We start from the raw sequence: 19,974 nt of genomic DNA on the forward strand, positions 1-19,974 counted from the left end.
TATCATGAGGCGGATTATCGGATTATCTGCTTACTTATAGCTCTCTAGATCTGTGCGTCAGGGGCCCGGTCCCCGCCCGACCGGCCGCGAGGAGCCCCATGTCCGACGGACCCCCGTCCTCGCTCGCCGTCGCCGTGCCCGCGTCCGAGCCCGGCCCGACCGCCCCTGGGGCGGCCCCCGAGGCCTCCGCGACCACCCGGCACGGCCACGACCACGTCGGACACCCGCGCGCCCGCGCCGTCGTCAAGGCCGTCGCCCTCCTCGCCGCCACCGCCGCCGGCGGCATGCTCATCCTCCGCGGCAACGAGGCCCTCACCGGCCTCGACGCGCCCACGGCGCCCGATTCCCGGGCCACCACCGCCACCGCGGCGGACTCCCCCGACCCCGGCCGGGTGCTCCAGATCGTCGCCCACCCCGACGACGACCTCTACTTCATGAACCCGGACCTCGGGTACTCCATAGCCTCCGGCCACCCGGTGACCTCCGTCTACCTCACCTCCGGCGAGGCCGACGGCATCAACGCCGCCGCCGGCAAGGCGGCCTCGACCCCGCCCAACAAGCCCGCCTACGCCGAAGCCCGGCAGAACGGCATCCGCGCCGCCTACGCCAAGATGGCCACCGGCGACCGCAGCAGCGCCTGGAAGCGCAGCGTCATCCCCACCAAGGGCGGCGGCCACGCCGAGGTCGACGTCCTCGTCGCCCGGCCCCAGGTCAACCTCGTCTGGCTCCAGATGCGCGAGGCCGGCAACGTCTACCAGGACGTACCCGACAGCCTCCACGGCCTGTGGGACGGGAAGGTACCCCACCTGGAGTCGGTGCTCGCCTCCGGGACCCCCGTCCGGCACGGGTTCACGTACACCAAGGACCAGGTCGTCCAGACGATCGTCGGCATCCTGGAGCGGTACCGGCCCACGACCATCCGCACCCAGGACCCGACCCCCGGCCGCTTCCGCGACACCAAGCGCTACACCGACCACCAGGACCACTTCTACGGCGCCCGGTTCGTCCAGATGGCCACCGCCGCCTACGCGGAGCAGTTCAAGGACCGCCCGCACTTCACCGTCCAGAACTACGTCGGCTACTTCAACGGCTCCCTGCCCCGCGCCCTCGGCCCCGGCGAGGCCAAGGAGAAGCTGGACATCCTGGACACCTACGCCTGGCTGGACAAGGAGAACCACTGCGGCAGCGAGGCCGGCTGCGGGGACCTCAAGGTCGCCGAGCACCCCTCGGGCAACGGCTGGACCCAGTCCATCAACTACGCGCGCGGCACCGGCACCACCTGGCTGACCTCCGACGCCGAGCACGGCCTGTGGGCCTTCAAGGTCCTCGACGGCCAGGTCGCCCTCTGGCACCGCAGCGGTCTCATAGGCCGCTGGACCGGCCCCCTCCTGCTGCCCGGAACCGGGATGGACCAGGGCGTGTCCACCGTCACCCTGAAGGACGGCCGGATAGCTGCCTTCGGCACCCGCACCTCCTTCGGCGAGAAGCCCGCCGACTACCGCCGCGAGGTGGTCTACGCCGTCCAGCAGGCCTCCGGCTCCGAGGAGTTCGGCGCCTGGCAGTCGCTCGGCACCCCCGAGGCCTCCGACGCCGACTGGACCTCCGACATCAGCGCGCCCGCCGTCTCCGTCGACGGGACCGGCGCCCTCGCCGTGTACGTGCGCGACGGCGCCTCCACCCTGCGCGGCCGCGTCCGGCACCCGGACGGCACCTGGAGCCCCTGGGAGGCCCACGGCGGCGCCGACCTGCACGGCACCCCCGTCACCGCCACCGACGGGACCGGGCGGCGGATGGTCTTCGCCGCCACCACCACGTCGGTGACCGGCTGGCTCCAGCCCGGACCCGGCGCCCCCCTGGGCCCGGCCACCCCCACCGGCCTGCCCGAGACCACCCTCCCCCTCACCGCGGAGGGCCGCGAGGGCGGCGTACGGGTCTGGTTCCGCAAGCCCGGCTCCGGCAACGTCCGCACCGCCCTGATGACGGACGAGGAAGGCCTGAAGGCGACCGGCCTCACCGACCTCGGCGGCCTCCAGGGCTTCGGCTCCGTGACGGCCAGCGGGCACCTCCTCGCCGGCCGCTCCGCCGGCGGCCTGCTCGGCGCGGACGTCGGCGAGGGGCAGCCCTGGCAGCGCTCACCCCTGATGTTCGTGGGTGCCCCGTCCAGCACCATGACCGGGAAGAACCTGGTCAGCCTGGCGGTGGTGGGCCTCGACGCGCGGCTGTACGTCACCTCGTCGGCGGACGAGCCCGACGCGTACCTGGCGCCCTGGCAGCCGGTCGGCCCGCGCAACACCACTCCCTAACCCGCCCCTACCCAGGCATGGGCGGTGCACCGGGTGGACAGACACCCTCCGTGCCACACCAGCCCCAACACCCCGCATCGGTAACGTCCTTGCCCCGCGCGGGAGACGGCGCGCGTCCACGATCCGGGCGGACGCGCACACCGGGCCGCCGACCGTGCACCCTCACACCCGGTCGTTTTCGGAAAACGCGCGTCATCGGCGAAATCGGTGAACCAACCCGCCCGATTTCGCCTCTCAGTGACTGCACAGCGGTTCTTCCCGTCCGGAACGACCCCAAGGCGTAACCGATGCCCGTTTCCCGCCGCCGCTTCCTCCTCGCGGCCGTCGTGCCCATGCTCACCCTGGGCGCCTCCGGCGTGCTCTCCATCGCCTCCGGGCAGCAGACGTCGGCCGAGACCACCCAGGGCAAGGACCCCTCCGCCCTCCTCCCCGCCAGCACCACCTCGGGCACGGTCGTCCAGATCGTCGCCCACCCCGACGACGACCTGTTCTTCATGAACCCCGACCTCAGCCGCTCCCTGCTCGCCGGACTCCCCGTCACCACCGCCTACCTCACCTCCGGCGAGGCCGACGGGCGCAACGAGGCCCACGGCGGCGAGGCCAAGGACCCCGAACAGCCCGCCGACCGCGCCCGCTACGCGGAGGCCCGGCAGAACGGCATACGCTCCGCCTACGCCCAGATGGCCACGGGCGACCGCACCAGCGCCTGGAAGCGCACGGTCATACCCACCGCGGGCGGCGGCCAGGCCGAACTCGACGTCCTCGTGGCCCGGCCCCGGGTCAACCTGGTCTGGCTCCAGCTGCGCGAGGCCCGCAACCCGGCCGCCGAGAACCCGGACAGCCTGCGCGGCCTGTGGAACGGCCAGATACCGGCCCTGGGTGCCCAGCTCACCACCGGGACCCCGGTCAAGCAGCAGTTCTCGTACACCAAGGACCAGGTCGTCCAGTCCATATCGGGCATCCTGGAGCGGTACCGGCCCACGACGATACGGATGCAGGACCCGACGCCGAACCGCTACGCGGACACCGGCAAGTACACCGACCACCAGGACCACATGTACGGCGCCCGCTTCGTGCAGGCCGCCACCGCCGCGTACGCCGAACGGGTCGCCGACCGGCCGCGGTTCTCGGTCCAGAACTACCTCGGCTACCACAACGGCACCCTCCCCCACGCCCTGGACCCGCAGACCGCCGAGACGAAGATCGGCTACCTCAAGACCTACGCCTGGCAGGACCACGCCGACTACTGCGGCTCCCCCGACGGCTGCGGCGACCGCAAGGTGGCCGGCAGCCCCACCGGCCGCAACTGGGCCCAGTCCCTGCGCTACGCCCGCGCCGACAACGCCTCCTGGCTCACCGAGGGCACGCCCGGCCGGCTCTGGGCCTTCGCCGCCCTCGACGGCCGGATGGCCGTCTGGACCCGCGACCGCTCCGGCGCCTGGACCGGCCCCGCCCTGCTCCCAGGCACCGGCGTCGACTCCGGCGCCACCACCGCCCGGCTCCCCGACGGCCGCGTCGCGGTCCTCGCCACCCGCACGGTCCTCGGGCCCCGGCCCGCCGACTACCGGCGCGAGGTGGTGTACGCCGTCCAGGCCGCCCCCGACGGCCCGTTCGGCGCCTGGCAGTCCCTCGGCACCCCCGAACCCGGCGACGAACCCGGCACCTCCGCCATCAGCGCCCCCGCGGCCGCCGTCGACCCCGAGGGCCGCCTCACCGTCTACCTGCGCGACGCGCGCCGCACCCTGCGCGCCCGCGTCCAGCAGCCCTCGGGCGCCTTCACCGACTGGCAGAAGCTGGGCGGCGAGGACCTCCAGAGCGACCCCGTCACCCTCACGGACTCCGCGGGCCGCCGCCACGTCTACGCCACCACCACCAAGTCCGTCCTGGCCTGGACCCAGCCCACCCCGGCCGCCCCCCTCGCCGGCCCGTACCCCACCGGCCTCCCCGCCACCACGGTCCCCCTCACGGCGGCCCGCGACGGCGCGGGCGTCCGCCTCTACTTCCGCCGCCCCGACTCCGGGGTGGTCCGCAGCGCCCTGGTCACCGCCGGCCCGGGCGCCCCGCAGGTCTCCAGCGTCTCGGAGTCCGGCGGCCGGGCGGGTTACGGGGCGATCGGCGTCGCGGGCCGCCTCCTGACGGGCCGCGCCGACGCGGGCACGGTCTCCACGAGCACCCTGGGCGGCCCCCCGGCCTGGACGGAGTCCCGCATGCTCTACGCGGGCGCCCCTTCAGCGGTCCTCGACTCGACGGGCACCACGACCACGGCGGCCCTCGGCCTGGACGCCCACCTCCACACCGCCACCCCCCGCCCGACGACCCCGACCCCCCTCTGGCACCCGGCGATCCTCCCGACCCCCACCACCTGACCCCGCCAAACGCCCGCGGCCCCGCCCCCCCCTCGTCGGGGGGGGCGGGGCCGCGGTCACCGCGCCGCAGGGGCTCGGAGCCCTACAGCACCGGGAGGTTCTTGCGGAGTTCGAAGGCCGTGACCTCCGAGCGGTACTCCTCCCACTCCTGCTTCTTGTTGCGGAGGAAGTCATGCCCGACTCCGGCCACCTGCGGCCCGTGCCTTCAGAGCCATGCCCCACAGGGGTGGAGAGGTCGTAGTTGGTCGGCTCTGGTCGCCCTCGGCCGCCTTCCGACGGCCCGGGGACGGCCCAAGGTGCCTGTTCGCCCGGCCTCCTTCACTCGGCAGGTAGCTGGCATCCCCAATCCCGTTCCGTCAGTTCGCCCCAAACATCAGGCGCGACGGTCCGCGGGTCAACAGCTCCGCTCGGAGCCGAAGTGCGGTAGGTGCCGCGCGTCTGCTCGGAACGGTCGTGATCCTTGGCCCAAAAGACCCGCCTCCCGAACTTGCCTGGCACGACCCCGCTCGGCGCATCAACCTTCAGGACGGTGTAGCCCACAGGCCGGCCCGCCATCCAAGCCACAGGCTCTCGCCGCGTCGACGACGCTAGGTGCGCAGACTGCCGGACGTAGTCGAACTCCTCGATCTCCTCACTCCACACGATCTGCACTTCGTAAGCCAAGGCACCACGGTCCTCTTGCGAGATCCCTACCCAGGTCTGATCACTCTGCAGTGCAGTCTGCCCAGAGCAGTCAGCGCCTTACACGGCGGAGTCAGTCGGGCTGGCTCAGCCCGCTGCTTCACATGCATCGTTTGGCGGACGGGCGCCCAAACTTGCCAAAACGGAGACAGCAGCCATCGACACCTAGGAACATGACTGTAGATCTGTCACTCGACTGGTGTTGGGGTGCAACGTGGCCGGACGAGGCCCATCACGTCAGGAGCTCATCCGTCGACGGCGCCGAAGCGAGCTGATCGGCCGCATAGAGGAACAGACGACCTTCCAAGACGCCCTGAGGCAGCCTCCCGAGGATGCCACTCAGTTTCTCTTTCACATCCATGGCCCAGCTGGTGTAGGTAAATCTACCCTGGTGCGCCAGCTACAGAGCATCGCTCACGATGCGGAAGCGTTAACGGCCGTCGTAGATGAATCAGTTTCCGATCCCGTCGAAGCAATGAGGGCCATCAGCTTCCAGTTCGCACAGCAAGGGAATGAATTTAAAAACTTCGACAAGCTGCTAGCCACCTATAGGCAGCGTCGCCACGAGGTTGATTCCAACGCCGCGGCAGCGGGAGCCGAGGCAAGCCAGCAGGGTCTAACTGAGGCCAGCCCATCAAACTCCAGCGTGATCGCCTCGCGGCTTGGCTTGGTTGGGCTAGGCATGATTCCAGGAGTCGGACCTTTCGCCGGAGCAGTTGACCCTGCTCGGGTGGCGCTTGGCGCAGATCGAGTCAAGTCGATGCTCAGCAGTCGGCTACGAAGCCACGAGGACGTCGAACTTGTCGCTTCACCACTACAGTCCCTCACTCCCCTGTTTTTGCAGGACCTGGGAGACATCGCCAAGCGTCGACCATGGCTGGCGCTTTTCTTCGACACATACGAACGAATCGGCCCGCTTCTTGACGCATGGCTACAGTCCATCATTGTCAGCGATCAGCATGGCCAGATGCCAGCAAATGTACTGGTGGTTCTGGCGGGGCAATCACAGCTGGACGTAAGGTGCTGGGGTGACTGGCTCGACTTGGTTACAGACCTCCCACTAAACATATTCACCGAATTCGAGGCCAGACAGCTTTTGACAGCCAAGGGAGTCACCGACGAGCGAATAGCCGAGGTGATCTTGCAAGTCTCCGGCAGGTTGCCAGTCTTGGTGTCCACCCTTGCCGAGTCACAGCCGAATAGCGTTGAAGATGTAGGAGATCCCAGCGGCACTGCCGTGGAACGGTTCCTCAAATGGGAGTCTGATCCAGCCCATCGAACCGTCGCTATGGCCTGCTCTCTCCCAGAGGAGGTCAACGAGGATATCTATTTTAAGGCCGTCAGTCACGAAGAATATGGCCACCTCTTCACATGGCTCCGATCTCTCCCCTTCGTTACCGATCATTCTGGCCAGCTCCGCTATCACGAGGTGGTACGGGAGGCCATGCTGCGGCTCCAGCGCCAGCAGTCTCCTGAGCGATGGAAGAGACAACACTCCCACCTGGCAGAAGCCTTTCAGGAGTGGCGCAGCCGAATCGAGGAAGACACTGCCTCGACGCGGAGCCTGTGGACGGACGAGGTTTGGCGTGGCTACAAACTTCAGGAAACCTATCATCGGCTATGCGCAGATCACCGAGCCACGCTTCCCAAGGTATTACAGGAACTCCTCGATGCCTACGACGCTAAACTGAGTATTCTTCGGCGCTACGTTCAGACAATCGCACGGGCAGGTCGTGACGCCGATGCACGCCCGGTTCGCGATTGGGCGAAACGACTCCAAGCCGCCCTGGCAGACCCCAACCCCGGCATCTCCATACTGACACTGCTCCTCTCACACGGCGATTTGGATAAATCGACGCAATCCCGCGCCCTGATCATGCGCGCCTGGGAATATCGTATTGTTGATCAGGTCCAGCAATCCATGACGGATTACACTACAGCTATCAATCTCCACCCCACTGCACGCGCATTCCGAGGCCTAGGGGAAGTCCACCTGCTGAGGGACGAGCTCGAGGACGCTCTGATCAATTTCAATCAAGCCGTCGAAATCGAGCCGGACTCCGCCTGGTCCATTGCGAACCGCGGGCGGACGCGATACGCAATGAAACAGTACGAAGAGGCGATAGGCGATCTCAATAGGGCCATTGAGATCGACCCCCAACACGCATGGGCCCTGAATATCCGCGGCCTCACATTCCATGCAATGGATCGATACGATGACGCAGTAGCAGATTTCACCCGAGCGATCACATCAGCGCCCGAACTCTCATGGTCCTACATCAATCGAGGCGAGGCGCACAAGTCTGCATCACGGTACGGCCAAGCAATTACTGACTTCACTCGAGCGATAGAAATCGATCCCGAGCGAGCCTGGGCCTTTACCAATAGAGCTCTAACTTACCATTCACTACACCAACACAATGCAGCACTTGAAGACTTTGCCAGGTCTCTCGAAATCGAATCCCACCCTTTCACGCTCACCTACCGGTCTCTTGTGTATAGAAAACTAGGGCGATACACAGAAGCCTTGGCAGACCTGGAGCGCGCGATCACACTTGATCCCTTCTACACCTGGGCCATAACCAGTCGAGGACTGTTCTACGCATCGCTGGCCAGAACCGAAGAAGCACTAGCTGATCTCACCCGAGCTATCGAGCTGGAACCACGCACAGCCTCGTTCTTGCGGAGCCGCGGGCAAATCTATCGATTGGAAGGCCGCCTGGAGGAAGCTCTTTCCGATTTCACGTGCGCGCTAGAGCTTGAACCAAATGACGCGTTCTCGCTAACGAATCGGGGCGTAATTTCCCGCCTCCAGGGAAGGTACGAAGACGCTCTGAGTGACTTCGCCAGGGCAGCCGATCTAGATCCAAGTGACGGATGGAGCCAGTACGAGAAGGCGGTTGTCCTACACGCCCTGCAGGATCAGGGTCGGGAGGCTCAAATAGCGCACGTAGTGGAAATGTTTTCCACAATGGAACCTCAGACTCTCTACTCGCGCGCAAATCTCTTTCTCACCCACTGCCTGACGCCTGATTGGGAGAAGGCAGAATTCTTCCTCAAAGCCGCCATGGATAGCAACCCATCAGCTGGCGAAATGTCAGAACTTACGACTGTTATGGATAGCCTGACACTCACAGTCGAATTCCCGGCTAGGATTCTTGAAACCTTCAGGGGCCATCTAAGGAATGCTTCACCTGAAACGCACTAAGCAATCCTTTACCTGGCATTTGATTCACCGTGACAGAGGGTGCCTTCTTTGGATCTAACCCAGCAGGTGAGCGTTAACCGCGCGAGCCGCAGCAACCAACTCAGGCAGTTCAATAACGTCAGCCCCCTCGGTCACAAGGGTCTCCACGCCCACGCAATCGGCCACCAGGAGACTCGGCTCCCGCCACGCGATGACTACTCGGCGGATTGGGGAGCGGAGGATCAGCTGGGTGCATGTGAGGGGGCGGGAGCGGCGTTCCGAGCAGGGCTCCAGGGTGCTGTAGATGGTGGCGCCGGCCAGGCGCGGGTCGTCCGCCGGGAGCTTGGCCAGGGCCGATTCCTCGGCGTGGACGTGGGCGTCCGTCTCGCGCGAGTAGCCGTGGGCCAGTTCCTCGCCGTCGGCGCTCACGATGATGGCGCCGACCGAGAACGCGCCTTCCGCCGGCGGACATTTGCGGGAGAGCTCGATGGCCCGCTCCATCCAGGTCACGTCATCGGCGTGTGTCACGCGGATCCCTCCTGCTTGGGCAGGTAGCGGAGCAGGACCACGTCGCCGATGGTGGTGGCCTCGGCGAGGTGCATCCGGTGGGTCGAACCGCCCGGGTAGCTGGCGGGGTTCAGGAAGCGGGGGGCACCCGGGTCGCCGACGACCAGGGGGGCGATGGCGAGGTGGATCTCGTCGGCCAGGCCCTGGGAGAGGAACGCCGTGTGGATCTGGCCTCCGCCCTCCACCATCAGCCGCTCTATGCCGCGCGCGCCGAGGTCGTCCAGCAGGGCGCCGAAGTCAATGGTCGGGCCCGTGGAGACAACGTCCGCGAGACCGGCGAGCGTCTCTCGGAGCTTCTCCTCGCCCGCGTCTGTGGTGTAGGCGAGCTTGTCCCCGCCGTGGTGCCAGAACTTCAGGTCGGCATCCAGGTCCCCGCTCGCTGAGATGGTCACCTTGAGCGGGTAGGCGGGCTTCCCCGCGGCCACCCGGGCTTCGCGCCGCTCCTCGCTGTTGACCAGCAGCCGGGGATTGTCGGACCGCATCGTGCCGGCACCGATCAGGATGGCGTCGGACTCAGCGCGCACCTGGTCGACGCGGTCAAAGTCCTCGCTGTTGCTCAGCAGGAGCCGCGTCGTGCTGGTGTCATCGATGTAGCCGTCCACGGATGTGGCCACGCTCAGCAGGACGTACGGGCGGGGCATCGAGGTCTCCTTCGGTTGCTGGTCAGTGCTGAGGGAGTCAGGTCAGGCCTGGCGTAGTACGGCGTCGGTCAGAGCGTCCTTGAAGTCGCTCACGCCAGGGACCGTACGCCATTGATCAAGAATGCCGTCCAGCTGGGCCAGCTCCCGCGAGATCCGGTCCGAGCCGGTCTCCTTCGCGACGCTGAGGGCTTGCAGGCCGACGACCGCTGCCTGCTCAGCCTCCCCCACCCTCGCCAGCGAGACGGCCTCCCGGCCGAGGTACACCCCGCGGTCACGGTGATAGCCGGCGGGCAGCCGGCTGATGGCGTTCCGGAAGCCCTCGGCCGCCCCTCGATGGTCTCCCAGCGCCGAGAGGCTGTGCGCCCGCTGCACGTCGATGTACGCCGCATCCAGCCATACGCCCCACGGGGAACTGGGATCCGGGTCCATGGTGGCGTGGAGCTCCAGGGCGTGTTCGTACGCTCGCTGGGCCGACAGCGGGTCGTCCCTCAGGGCGTGCCCGTGCGCCCCGTACGTCGCGGCCACCGCGGCCAGGCGGCTTCGTGGCACGGCTCGGTCTTCCGCCGCCTCCGCTACGTCCACCGCCTCGATCGGGTCGTTCATGTCCCCGGCGAGCTGGCTGCGGCGCGCCAGGATGTACGTGGTGAGCTCGTCGTCTCCTGCCATGTGCGAGGCCTCCAGCGCCTCCCGCATCCAGTGCTGGGCGGCGCGGAAGTCCCCAAGGTCCTGGTAGAGCCAGCCGCACAGTTCGGAGTACTGGGTCTGGAGCTGGAGGAGCTGCCGGCGGTCGGTTCCGCGGCGGTCCACCCGTAGTTCCTTGATGGCGGCGATCTGCTGCTGGACGGTCGGTATCACCCGGTGCGGCCCGAACAGGTTGTCGTTGTCGATCAGCACTCTTCGGGTGGCCTGGAGGAGTTCGATCGGGTCGGCCCCGGACGCAACGAGATCCGCGCGGGGGGCGGGGGCCGCTGCCGCCGAGAGGTTGGGGGTTGCGGCTATCGCCGCGCCTGCGCCGAGCGCGCCGATCAGGGCCCTTCGGGACAGCGACACGAAGATGATCCTTCCGTCATCGGAACGTACGGGGACTGACATCCCCTCCTCCGACGGTGCCTGAATTTCCGATTCCCCAGCCAGGGCCACAGGGGCTTTAGCCACATGAGGCCCTCGATTAGCCACATCCCCCTTGGGAAGGGCCTCAAGGCTGACTCCTTCGAGGATTGAGGTGTGGAGCCGGACGAGCGATCCGCTCGCCCCGAGAGCGTCGTCGTACGCCCGGACCAGATCGGCGGATGCGGCTTGGCCTCCACGCTCGACGCGTGCCATGTAGCTGGCGTTGAACAGGATGGTTCCGCTGAGCTTGCCCAGCGATAAGCCCCGGTGCGTGCGCCAGGCGCGCATCTCGGCGCCGAGGTAGTGCTGTGGGCCTGCATGCGGTGTCAGATCGTTCGGACGCTGCCCCACTCTGTCCCCCCTCATGCGGCCCATGTGGCCACCCTTGGGCGGCCACATGGCAGGTCTGCCGAACAGTCAATTTCCCTCGCTACAAAGGATGCAGAGGGGCGGGCGACCAGCCTAGCGACGCAGGTCGGAGCGCTCCATCCGATGCCGACGAAGGGGCGGGATTGTGACAACGGCAGCGACTCGGCAGCTCGTGAATCAGAGCGCGCAGCGCTCGCTCGGCGACTACCCCGTTGGGGCGGGCGCCGGCCGGGCATCACTTTTCCTCCAGCTCCACGACTCGCTCACGGAGTTCGACCACTTCACTCTGAAGTCGAGCGACCTGCTCGCGAAGCTCTGCGATCGCGGCCTCGGGGCCGACGAGCCTGGCATTGTCCGAAGCCGCAGCCGTCAGGAACGCTCCCTTGCCCTGGTGGCTCACCACGAGGCCGTCCGTCTTGAGCTGACGGATGGCGTCACGCGCCACGGTCACGGTGACGCCGTACATCACCTGGAGGTCCGCCAGGGACGGCAGCTTGCCGGACTCGGCAAACTCGCCGGCCGCGATCCTCCCCCGCAGCTGCTCCGCAACCTGCTGGTAGGCGGGCTTGCCCGTCCACTCAACCATCTGCACCTCAAGTCTCTTCGCGGTCACTGCCTCAGTGTGCCTAAGCGGCACAGGTAGGACCAGCGCTCGCTCCGCTCTTACGCCGAGGGGGCTTGCGCAACCCTGCCTCACAGTGCACTCTGAGGCAGAGCTGAGCTTCGACCTGAAGCCAGGCCCAATCGGCCGCAGCTGCCCGGAGGGCAGCCGCGATCGAGCCCGCACCGCCGTGCCCGGAGGGCCCTCGAACGGGGTCTGAAGGAAGCACTCGTTCCTTGAGAACTGAACAGCGTGCCAAGTGAGACGAGACGGGGCGTGATCCCCGTCCCCATGGCGATGGGTTGTCGCCGGCGGCCACTTCGTCCGCGTCCTGGCTCTGGAGAACACCCCTCGGGGTGCCACCCGGTACGCGCCGCCCTGCTGGCGTCAGAGCAGTGACGATGACGCGCCCGATTCTCAGGCTCGGGACCGGAGCGCCGTGGCAACGGTGCGCTGGTGAAGCCTCGCCCCTCCGGCTTGGAGGCTGCTGTGTTCCTTCGACATCTGTGGGCGCCGGCCGTACTGGACCGGTACGGCCAGCCGCGCCCTTCGCGTCACCGCACGACCGCTGTGCGAGGCGGCTCCGGACTTCATCGTCCGGCCCCGCTTGCACAACCCTTCCACCCTTCCGAAGCGCTGCCTGCGCTCCGGCCGGTTGCCTCCTCCGCCCGTCACGTACGGGCGGGGTCGAGGGGAGCCGCGATTCGGGCTTCACCACCAGGGCTGGGTCGCCTCTCGCCAAGGACCGCGACCGCCCTCGCCACCACTTCCCTTCGGTACCGAGGAGTTCCTGTGGATGCTGCAACCTTCGCCGCCGTGTTCGCCACCCTGTACGTCGCGCATAGCGTCGGGGATCACTGGGTGCAGACCTCCCGCCAGTCTGCCGACAAGGGCAAGACCGGATGGACCGGCCGCCTGGCCGACGCCCGCCACGTCGCCACCCTGACCGCCACCAAGCTCGCCTTACTCCTCCCCGTCGCGTTGCTGCTCGGCCTGGACCTCTCGGTCGTGGGCCTGGTGGTCGGGCTGGGAGTGGATGCGGTAACGCACTGGTGGGCCGACCGCCGCAGCACCCTCGCCTGGCTGGCCAAGGCCACCGGCCAGACGGAGTTCTACCAGCTCGGCACGGGTGCTCACCCGCTGCACCCGGTCACCGCCGAGGGCACGCCCGCGGCCCACCTCGGCACCGGCGCCTACGCCCTCGACCAGTCCTTCCACCACCTGTGGCTGCTGGTCGCAGCCCTGCTCATCACCACCATCTGAGCTGCTCCACCCCCGGGCGGTCGCCTCTCGCCAAAGACCGCGACCGCCCCGGGCAGCAAGCCCCTTCGACATCAGGAGAGTGCACCATGCGTACCTTCATCGGCGGCCACGAGGTCGTCAGCACCGACGAGTTCATCGAACTGGCCCTCGGCACCCCGCTGGAGCTGTGGCTCGGCGTGCAGGACGAGAGTGAGGAGGAGCGCGCGGCCCGCCTGGACGCGGCCCGCGACATCCTCGCCGAGTACCCGAACCTCCCCGACGACGTCAGCCGGGTCGCCGCCCAGGTGATCGAGGCCCACGCACCCGAGCTGTTCAACGTCGTCCCGATCGCGGCCCGCTCCGGCGCCCGTCGGCGCAATGGCAAGGGCCGGGTGGCGGCGTGAACTCCACGATGCCCCAGCCGGAGCACCTGCTCGACCACCGTGGCGAGCCCCGGCCGACCGTGCCCATGCCGACCTTGACCTACGAGCAGGCGCGCCTCGGGCTGGCCTTCCACGAGGCTGGGCACGCGGTGCTGTCCATGGCCTACGGCATGCAGGTCATCGACAGCCAGGTGATCGCCTGGCAGGCCGACAACGGGACCATCTCGGTCACGGGCAACACTCGGCACGTCGCCGCCGGGGTTTCGCCCTGGCGGTACGCCGCCCAGAGCGCGGCCGGCGAGCTCGCCCACGTCCGCCACCTGAAGCAGACCGAGCTGTGGACGCCCGAGCTGGAAGCGGGTTGCGTGTCCCTGCACGACCGCGAGCTGGCCATCGACGTCCTCGCCCAGTTCGGCTATCTCCTCGGCCGCGGCCACGCCCCGCTGGGCGGGAAGTCCTGGCCCCACATCCAGCGCGTAGCCGACCGCACGGTCGCGCTGCTGTGGCCCTACATCACCACGGTTGCCCTCGCCATGGACCAGCGGACGAAGCTGACCGGGGACGAGATCGCCGACCTGACGGGTCTGACCAACCCCGACCTCGGGGGTGCGGCGTGAGCCACACCATGACGGCCCTGTCCGCGGCACTCCCGCTCGTATCCGGATGGTCGGTTCACAGTCTGTGGATGCGGCGCCGAATCGAAACCGCCCGCCGCGACCCGCTCACCGGCCTGTGGACTCGGGCCCCCTTCGAGCAGAGGGCCCGCAAGAGCCTGTCGCAGCAGTGCCAGCGCGCCGTCCTCGTCTTGGACCTCAACCGGTTCAAGGAGATCAACGACACGCTCGGCCACGCCGCCGGTGACGCGGTCATCCGCGCGACCGGGCAGCGCCTTGGCCTGTGGGCCGAGGAACACGCCGGGATCTCCGGGCGCCTGGGCGGGGACGAGTTCGCCGTCGTCATCCCCGGCTACGGCATCGACAAGCTGCGCAGCGACCTGGTCATGCTGACCGGGTGGCTGGACCAGCCAGTGCTGTTCGAGGGCCGCTCCATCGAGGTGCACACCTCGATCGGCGCCGCTTACCACCGCGCCGGCACCGACCTGTCCACCCTGCTGCGCCGTGCGGACGAGCAGATGTACAAGGCCAAGCAGCGCGGTGGGGGCTGGCGCATCACGCATCGCCTGACCGTCCAGGAAACGTCCACGGTCAACGGTCGCCGGGCCGGCCGCCGCGGCACCACCGGGGAGGCAACGTGATGCCGGACCGCAGGTCCTTGACCAAGGTGCAGAAGGTCGTCCTCACGGCCGCCTTCCTGCCCATGCTCGCCACTGGCATCGCCGGCGGCGCGGGAACGTTCAGCAACATCAGCCGCGCCTACGGCTCGGGTACGGCACTCGGCGCGGTGGCGGCCGGCGAGGGCGCGACCGCCGTTCTGGCGCTGGTGCTGCTCGGGCTGACCATGCTGGGGCAGTCCTCCCCCGGCATCATCCGGACGGGATTGTGGGCTCTTCCCACTGCCGCGTCAGTCATGGCCGCCATGGCCGCCGATGATCCGGGCCGCACCGTGATCTACGCCGTGACGCCGATGGGCATGTGCGTGTCTGCGGAGGGCATGGCGTTCCTCGCCCGGCGGATCGTGGTCCATCAGGACGGCCACGACATCGAGGCTGAAGCGAGGGCCGCTGCCGTGGTGCGGGCGCTGGCGTACCACCGGGCCCGTGCGGCGAACCACCCTCAGTCGTGGGTGCGGAAGTCGTCGGACCGAACCTCGTGGCGGCTGGCCCGCAAAGTCGGGCTGGGAGACGCCTCGCTGGGCGCCCGACTCCTGGACGTCCAACGCGACCGTCTGACCAGCGGTGCGGACGCTGCTCTCGCCGTCATGTTCACCGCTCCCGCAAACCTGCATGAAACGGTGGAGTTCACTGTAAATCGGTTGGGATCTGACCTGCACGAGTCGACCGCCGAGTCCCCGGCCGCCGCTGCCGAACTGCCCTCGCCCGAGTCGGCCGACCCGGTTCCGGCCATCGAACCGGCGGAGCCGACAGAGGCGGTCCCGGCAGTCGAGCCGGTACAGCCTCCTGATGCGGCTCCGGTGAAGTCGGTCGCCGCGTTGAAGTCCGTACCGCGTAGGGCGACCGGTCGAGTGCCTCAGTCGGCCCGCACTCCCCGACCGACTCGCACACCGGATGAACTCCTCGCCGAAGCGCGGAAGGCCACAGCCGACTGGTCCGACGACGAGCTGACGGCCGAAGCGATCCGCAAGGCAGTCCGCACGTCGTCGGCAAACGGCCGCACTCTGCGCGACACACTCAGGGCTGAGCGGACTAAGCAGCCGACCGCGGCTGAGGCGGCAGCCTGATGGCCGTCCAGCCACGGTTCTGGGACCCGCGTGGGGAACGCTTCGGCATCCCCACGTATCCGTGGAACCTCGCCCCGCTCGGCCTGGCCACCCGCCGTCAGCTCCGCGAGCAGGGGCTCCGCCCGGGTGGCCAGGACGTGGTCGCGCAGGTGCTCTGGCACTCCAACCGCTACCGCCGGCCGGGGACCCCCGGCATTCGCGTGGCCTACCTCTTCGCCATCGACCGGGCCAAGCCCGTACGGCCGATGACGCCCGGACGCCGCGCCGCCCTCGCCGAGGCGATGCGTGCCCGCCGTACCTGCCCCGACTGCCAGCAGGACGCCGGCTACGTCATCCCGACCTCTCTCGGTAGCTGCACTGCGTGCAGCGCCGTCCACGAGCAGCGCGCCGCCTGAACAAGGCACGCACTCTGCGTGCCCGCCTGCGCAAGGACCGGACTCACCATCAAGGCACGGGCCCGACCGCTCACCTCTCACAGCAGTCGGCCGGGCCCGTCTTACCCCTCGCACTGGAAGGGAAGCACCAGTGAACCACCGCGATGAGCACGACTTCTTCAGGCGGCTCGAAGCCGAGCTGTCCGCAGACTTCCACGCGGACGTTGTTGACCTCGACAAGGCCCGTACCGCCCGCGCCTCGGGGGCCGACTCGTCGGACCACCCCGCCCCGGTCCCCGCCGAGGACGAGTCGGGCGACCCGACGGCCCGACGGCTGGTCGACGGACCCGCGCTCGCCGGACCCGGATACCTGGGCCGCCTGCTCGGCGCGAAGCGGCAGGCGATCGTCCCGCCGTGGCTGCGGTCGACCGAGGAGCTGAAGACGGCCACCCTGTGGGTGGCCCGGCACTACACGCACCTCGCCGGGTATCACGCGCTGCGGTCCCCCGTCTACGCTGCCCGCCTCGCCTTCCAGTCTCCGCGCGGGGCCGCGAAGGTGGTCGGGGGGACGATGCGCTGGCTGATCGACCGCGAGGGCGAGCCGGTCCGCGCGGCGGCCGTCCGCCGTGAGGACGCGATCGAGTACCTGACCCTGTCCCGCCAGCGCGACGGCCGCGTCCGGCTACGCGCCATCATCGCCGGCCTCGCCCTCCTGGTCGGGTCCATCACCGCGCTCGCCGTCTACGTCCTGGCTCCGGGCTGGATCCACGCCCTCTCCGTCAGCGCCCTGATCCTCGCCCTCGGTGCGGCCGGCCGCCGCCCGGATGCGCCGGTCATCAACCGGGCCGTGGAAGTGGCGAAGGCCCCCAAGCTGACCTCGGACATCATCCTGCGCGCCCTCGGCGCCCTCGGCATCGCTCCGATCAACCAGGCGCAGTCCAAGGGCCGTGACGGCTTCACCTTCACCGCTCCCATCACCCGCGACGGCCCCGGCTGGCGTGCCGAGGGAGACCTTCCCTACGGCGTCACCGTCACCGACGTCATCGAGCGCCGCGACAAGCTCGCCTCAGGTCTGCGCCGCCCCCTCGGGTGCGTCTGGCCCGAGGCCGTCCCCGACGAGCACACCGGCCGCCTCGTGCTCTGGGTCGGCGACCAGGACATGTCCACCGCCAAAAAGCCCACCTGGCCGCTCCTGAAGTCCGGCGAGGTGGATCTCTTCCGTCCGGTGGCCTTCGGTACCGACCAGCGCGGACGCTGGGTGGAGATCACCCTCATGTACATCGCGGCCGTCATCGGCGCCATCCCCCGCATGGGCAAGACCTTCCTCCTGCGCCTGCTCCTGCTCATCGCGGCCCTCGACAGCCGCGCTGAGCTGCACACCTACGACCTCAAGGGCACGGGCGACCTCGACCCGGTGGGCGAGAAGGTCTCCCACCGCCACCGCGCCGGAGATGAGGACTCGGACATCGACTACGCCCTCGCCGACCTCCGCGAAGTCCGCGAGGAACTCCGCCGCCGGGCGAAGATGATCCGCTCCCTCCCCCGCGACATCTGCCCCGAGTCGAAGGTGACCTCGGAGCTGGCGAACAAGCCCAAGCTCGGCCTGCACCCGATCGTCATCGGGGTGGACGAGTGCCAGGTCTGGTTCGAGCACCCCAAGCACGGAGCCGAGTTCGAGGAGATCTGCACCGACCTGGTCAAGCGTGGCCCCGCCACCGGCATCGTCCTGCTCCTGGCCACCCAGCGCCCGGACGCCAAGGCCCTGCCCACCGGCATCTCGGCGAACGCCTCAGCCCGGTTCTGTCTGAAGGTCATGGGCCAGCTGGAGAACGACATGGTCCTGGGCACCTCCAGCTACAAGCGGGGCGTGCGGGCCACGATGTTCTCCTGGAAGGACAAGGGCATCCACTACTTCGTGGGTGAGGGGGCGGACGCCCGCATCGTCTCCTCCGTGTACGTGGACGCCCCCACCGCCGAAGCAATCGGCAACCGGGCTCGCGCCGCCCGCGAGTCCGCCGGCACCCTCAGCGGCCACGCCCTCGGCCAGGAGCCCGAGCACGACGAGCGGTCCTCGTACGACCTGCTCTCGGACATCCTCGCCGTCGTCCCCGCCGAGGAGCCCAAGGTCTGGTCCGAGATCGTCGTATCGCGTCTCGCCGAGCTGCGACCGGACGTCTACGGCGGCTGGGACCCCGAGGGCCTGGCCGCCGCCCTCAAGCCCCACGGCGTCCCCACCGGACAGGTCTGGGGCAAGACCGAGGAGGGCAAGGGCGCAAACCGACGCGGCATCGAGCGCGCCCGAATCACGGGCGCCGTTGCTGAGCATGACGGAAAGCGGGATGCGAGCTAGCCACAGGCCGCCGCTAGGCCTAGCAGCACACCCCGCTAGGTCTAGCGGCACCGCTAGCACCCCATATACCGCCTGATCAGCCCGCTAGCTCCTAGCGGGCCCGCCCCCGCACGCCCTGAAACCGGCCTGGGAGGCCCCGATGACCCTCTTCCTCACCGCTAGCGCCCTCATCCTGCTGTTCACGCTCAGCTACACCGCGACGTGCGTGGCCTCGCCGTTCGGCAACTGCCGCAAGTGCCGCGGCTTCGGCTACCTCGCGCGGACCGACCGCAAGGGCCGACCCAAGCGCGGCAAGGACTGCCGCCGCTGCCAGGCCACCGGCAAGCGCATCCGCGTCGGCCGCTGGATCTACAACCGCGCCGTCCACGTCCACCGCGCCGGCACCCGCTGAACCCACACCCCAAGGGAGCACACCGTCATGGCCCGCGAAAAGTACGCGTTCACCGACAAGGACCCGCACAGCCTCGGCGAACTCGCCCGGGTCCTCTACCTCGGCACCAAGGCCGTCCGCCGCCAGCAGCGCGGCAAGTCCATCAGGGCGATCGAGAACGAGATCGACCGCATCCGCGAGGAGGCCCAGGCCCGCGAGGACGCGCGTAACAAGCGCCGCAGGTAGCCGGAGCGAGTAGGCCGGCAGCCGAACGCCATGAGGCGTATCCCCCCGCCGAGCTGGCGGCAGACCGGCTCGGCCGCCGGCCCTCACTCGAAACCCGGCCCTCGAAAGGGCCGGACCGCCACACACCCTATCCGCTCCCAACCCCGAGCAAGGAGAACCCCATTGGCCGTCACCGTCTCCCTCGTCGCCCTCTTCGGACTCGTTCTCTTCTTCCTCCTGCGCTCCCGAACCCTCGGCTACGGCAGCGCCTTCATCGCCGCGATGTTCGGCTTCTTCCTCGCGTCCACCGGCGCCGCCACCCCCATCAACCAGCTCGCCCAGGCCGTCATCCACGCCATCCCCAACCTGTAGGAGGCACGGTGAACCACGACATCACCCGTCGGGAGACGGAGGTCCACCACCCGGTCCCCCTGGCTCCGCCCGTCCCGGGGCCGACGGCCGCTCAGCAGCCCCTCGTCGTCCCGGACGTCCAGACGATCCAGCTGCCCGACGGCCGCATCATCACCGGCTACGCCATCAACCCGGCGAAGGCTCCCGAGCCCGTCCGGGAGCGCCGCACCATCAACCCGGTCGCCGTCAACATCGCCCTCGGCGGCATCGGCTTCGCCGCGGCCTGCGGTGGGCTGATGCTCCTGACCACCTTCATCGCCGCGGTCGCCGCGCTCATCCAGCAGCTCATCATCCTGGCCGCCGTCATCTTCGGCGGCTTCATCGCCACCCAGGTCCTCGGAAACCACGACCGGGGCAACACCGGGACGGTCGTCAACATCCGCCGGGCCGTCTTCAAGCGCAACCACTTCCACGGCTGAAGCCACCCGAAGGGAGA

20 protein-coding genes and 1 pseudogene are annotated in these 19,974 nt (G+C 68.7%); 14 read left to right on the forward strand and 7 right to left on the reverse strand.

Annotated features, from left to right (window positions below):
- Positions 1-98: 98 nt before the first annotated feature.
- Positions 99-2,303, forward strand: coding sequence for a PIG-L family deacetylase (locus AB0469_RS20160; protein WP_366452761.1), 2,205 nt, complete (start codon positions 99-101; stop codon positions 2,301-2,303).
- A 287-nt stretch (positions 2,304-2,590) separates the two neighbouring features.
- A complete protein-coding gene (locus AB0469_RS20165) occupies positions 2,591-4,669 on the forward strand; it encodes a PIG-L family deacetylase (protein WP_366452762.1) in 2,079 nt (692 codons plus the stop codon).
- An 82-nt stretch (positions 4,670-4,751) separates the two neighbouring features.
- On the opposite strand, the gene AB0469_RS20170 is transcribed toward AB0469_RS20165, so the two are convergent.
- Both AB0469_RS20170 and AB0469_RS20175 read right to left on the reverse strand, forming a co-directional pair.
- Complete coding sequence (locus AB0469_RS20170; protein WP_366452763.1) at positions 4,752-4,859, reverse strand: glutamine synthetase; 108 nt, start codon at positions 4,857-4,859, stop codon at positions 4,752-4,754.
- Between the two features lie 128 nt (positions 4,860-4,987).
- Positions 4,988-5,332 (reverse strand): DUF6009 family protein, encoded by a 345-nt coding sequence (locus tag AB0469_RS20175; RefSeq protein ID WP_366452764.1) that lies wholly within the window; start codon positions 5,330-5,332, stop codon positions 4,988-4,990.
- 232 nt (positions 5,333-5,564) lie between these two features.
- On the opposite strand from AB0469_RS20175, the gene AB0469_RS20180 reads away from it, so the two are divergent.
- Positions 5,565-8,558, forward strand: coding sequence for a tetratricopeptide repeat protein (locus AB0469_RS20180; protein ID WP_366452765.1), 2,994 nt, complete (start codon positions 5,565-5,567; stop codon positions 8,556-8,558).
- A gap of 54 nt (positions 8,559-8,612) precedes the next feature.
- Here the strand turns inward: AB0469_RS20180 and AB0469_RS20185 are convergent, their stop codons facing one another.
- The 5 genes and pseudogenes from AB0469_RS20185 to AB0469_RS20205 form a co-directional block, all read right to left on the reverse strand.
- Positions 8,613-9,065, reverse strand: a complete 453-nt coding sequence (locus AB0469_RS20185; RefSeq protein ID WP_366452766.1) for a deaminase — start codon at positions 9,063-9,065, stop codon at positions 8,613-8,615.
- Positions 9,062-9,745 carry a dihydrofolate reductase family protein gene (locus AB0469_RS20190; protein WP_366452767.1) on the reverse strand — a complete coding sequence of 228 codons (684 nt, stop codon included), beginning with the start codon at positions 9,743-9,745 and terminating at the stop codon, positions 9,062-9,064. The genes AB0469_RS20185 and AB0469_RS20190 overlap by 4 nt, the downstream gene beginning before the upstream one ends.
- A gap of 42 nt (positions 9,746-9,787) precedes the next feature.
- Positions 9,788-10,795, reverse strand: coding sequence for a DNA-binding protein (locus tag AB0469_RS20195; RefSeq protein WP_366452839.1), 1,008 nt, complete (start codon positions 10,793-10,795; stop codon positions 9,788-9,790).
- A 192-nt stretch (positions 10,796-10,987) separates the two neighbouring features.
- Positions 10,988-11,254 (reverse strand): annotated as a pseudogene (locus AB0469_RS20200) (helix-turn-helix transcriptional regulator); the annotation flags it as partial.
- 205 nt (positions 11,255-11,459) lie between these two features.
- Positions 11,460-11,837 carry a winged helix-turn-helix domain-containing protein gene (locus AB0469_RS20205; RefSeq protein WP_366452768.1) on the reverse strand — a complete coding sequence of 126 codons (378 nt, stop codon included), beginning with the start codon at positions 11,835-11,837 and terminating at the stop codon, positions 11,460-11,462.
- Positions 11,838-12,617: 780 nt separating this feature from the next.
- Between AB0469_RS20205 and AB0469_RS20210 the strand changes: the two genes are divergently transcribed.
- From AB0469_RS20210 to AB0469_RS20260, 11 genes are all read left to right on the forward strand, one after another.
- Positions 12,618-13,088 carry a transcriptional regulator gene (locus AB0469_RS20210; RefSeq protein WP_366452769.1) on the forward strand — a complete coding sequence of 157 codons (471 nt, stop codon included), beginning with the start codon at positions 12,618-12,620 and terminating at the stop codon, positions 13,086-13,088.
- Positions 13,089-13,174: 86 nt separating this feature from the next.
- The gene (locus tag AB0469_RS20215; protein ID WP_366452770.1) at positions 13,175-13,471 is read left to right on the forward strand and encodes a hypothetical protein; all 297 of its coding nucleotides are present in this window, start codon (positions 13,175-13,177) and stop codon (positions 13,469-13,471) included.
- A complete protein-coding gene (locus tag AB0469_RS20220; RefSeq protein ID WP_366452771.1) occupies positions 13,468-14,067 on the forward strand; it encodes a hypothetical protein in 600 nt (199 codons plus the stop codon). Before AB0469_RS20215 ends, AB0469_RS20220 begins: the two co-directional genes overlap by 4 nt.
- Before the next feature lie 68 nt (positions 14,068-14,135).
- Positions 14,136-14,705, forward strand: a complete 570-nt coding sequence (locus AB0469_RS20225) for a GGDEF domain-containing protein (protein ID WP_366452772.1) — start codon at positions 14,136-14,138, stop codon at positions 14,703-14,705.
- Positions 14,705-15,808, forward strand: coding sequence for a conjugal transfer protein (locus AB0469_RS20230; protein WP_366452840.1), 1,104 nt, complete (start codon positions 14,705-14,707; stop codon positions 15,806-15,808). The genes AB0469_RS20225 and AB0469_RS20230 overlap by 1 nt, the downstream gene beginning before the upstream one ends.
- On the forward strand, positions 15,808-16,203 hold the full coding sequence (locus AB0469_RS20235; RefSeq protein ID WP_366452773.1) for an RRQRL motif-containing zinc-binding protein: 396 nt from the start codon (positions 15,808-15,810) through the stop codon (positions 16,201-16,203). Before AB0469_RS20230 ends, AB0469_RS20235 begins: the two co-directional genes overlap by 1 nt.
- Positions 16,204-16,333: 130 nt before the next feature.
- On the forward strand, positions 16,334-18,532 hold the full coding sequence (locus AB0469_RS20240) for a cell division protein FtsK (protein WP_366452774.1): 2,199 nt from the start codon (positions 16,334-16,336) through the stop codon (positions 18,530-18,532).
- A 139-nt stretch (positions 18,533-18,671) separates the two neighbouring features.
- Positions 18,672-18,923 carry a hypothetical protein gene (locus AB0469_RS20245; RefSeq protein WP_366452775.1) on the forward strand — a complete coding sequence of 84 codons (252 nt, stop codon included), beginning with the start codon at positions 18,672-18,674 and terminating at the stop codon, positions 18,921-18,923.
- Positions 18,924-18,950: 27 nt separating this feature from the next.
- Positions 18,951-19,148: a hypothetical protein gene (locus tag AB0469_RS20250; protein ID WP_045946743.1), complete on the forward strand. Its 198-nt coding sequence runs from the start codon at positions 18,951-18,953 to the stop codon at positions 19,146-19,148.
- 162 nt (positions 19,149-19,310) lie between these two features.
- Complete coding sequence (locus AB0469_RS20255; protein WP_045946744.1) at positions 19,311-19,499, forward strand: hypothetical protein; 189 nt, start codon at positions 19,311-19,313, stop codon at positions 19,497-19,499.
- An 8-nt stretch (positions 19,500-19,507) separates the two neighbouring features.
- Positions 19,508-19,957, forward strand: coding sequence for a hypothetical protein (locus AB0469_RS20260; protein ID WP_366452776.1), 450 nt, complete (start codon positions 19,508-19,510; stop codon positions 19,955-19,957).
- Positions 19,958-19,974 lie beyond the last annotated feature (17 nt).

This window comes from Streptomyces sp. NPDC093801, from assembly GCF_040701585.1.
In the GTDB taxonomy this organism is placed as follows: Bacteria; Actinomycetota; Actinomycetes; order Streptomycetales; family Streptomycetaceae; genus Streptomyces.

Bases quoted from the DNA above. Each gene is read 5' to 3' on its own strand.
- AB0469_RS20160 (WP_366452761.1), top strand. From the start codon at position 99: ATGTCCGACGGACCCCCGTCCTCGCTCGCCGTCGCCGTGCCCGCGTCC.
- AB0469_RS20165 (WP_366452762.1), top strand. From the start codon at position 2,591: ATGCCCGTTTCCCGCCGCCGCTTCCTCCTCGCGGCCGTCGTGCCCATG.
- AB0469_RS20190 (WP_366452767.1), bottom strand. From the start codon at position 9,745: ATGCCCCGCCCGTACGTCCTGCTGAGCGTGGCCACATCCGTGGACGGC.
- AB0469_RS20215 (WP_366452770.1), top strand. From the start codon at position 13,175: ATGCGTACCTTCATCGGCGGCCACGAGGTCGTCAGCACCGACGAGTTC.
- AB0469_RS20225 (WP_366452772.1), top strand. From the start codon at position 14,136: ATGCGGCGCCGAATCGAAACCGCCCGCCGCGACCCGCTCACCGGCCTG.
- AB0469_RS20230 (WP_366452840.1), top strand. From the start codon at position 14,705: ATGCCGGACCGCAGGTCCTTGACCAAGGTGCAGAAGGTCGTCCTCACG.
- AB0469_RS20235 (WP_366452773.1), top strand. From the start codon at position 15,808: ATGGCCGTCCAGCCACGGTTCTGGGACCCGCGTGGGGAACGCTTCGGC.
- AB0469_RS20245 (WP_366452775.1), top strand. From the start codon at position 18,672: ATGACCCTCTTCCTCACCGCTAGCGCCCTCATCCTGCTGTTCACGCTC.
- AB0469_RS20250 (WP_045946743.1), top strand. From the start codon at position 18,951: ATGGCCCGCGAAAAGTACGCGTTCACCGACAAGGACCCGCACAGCCTC.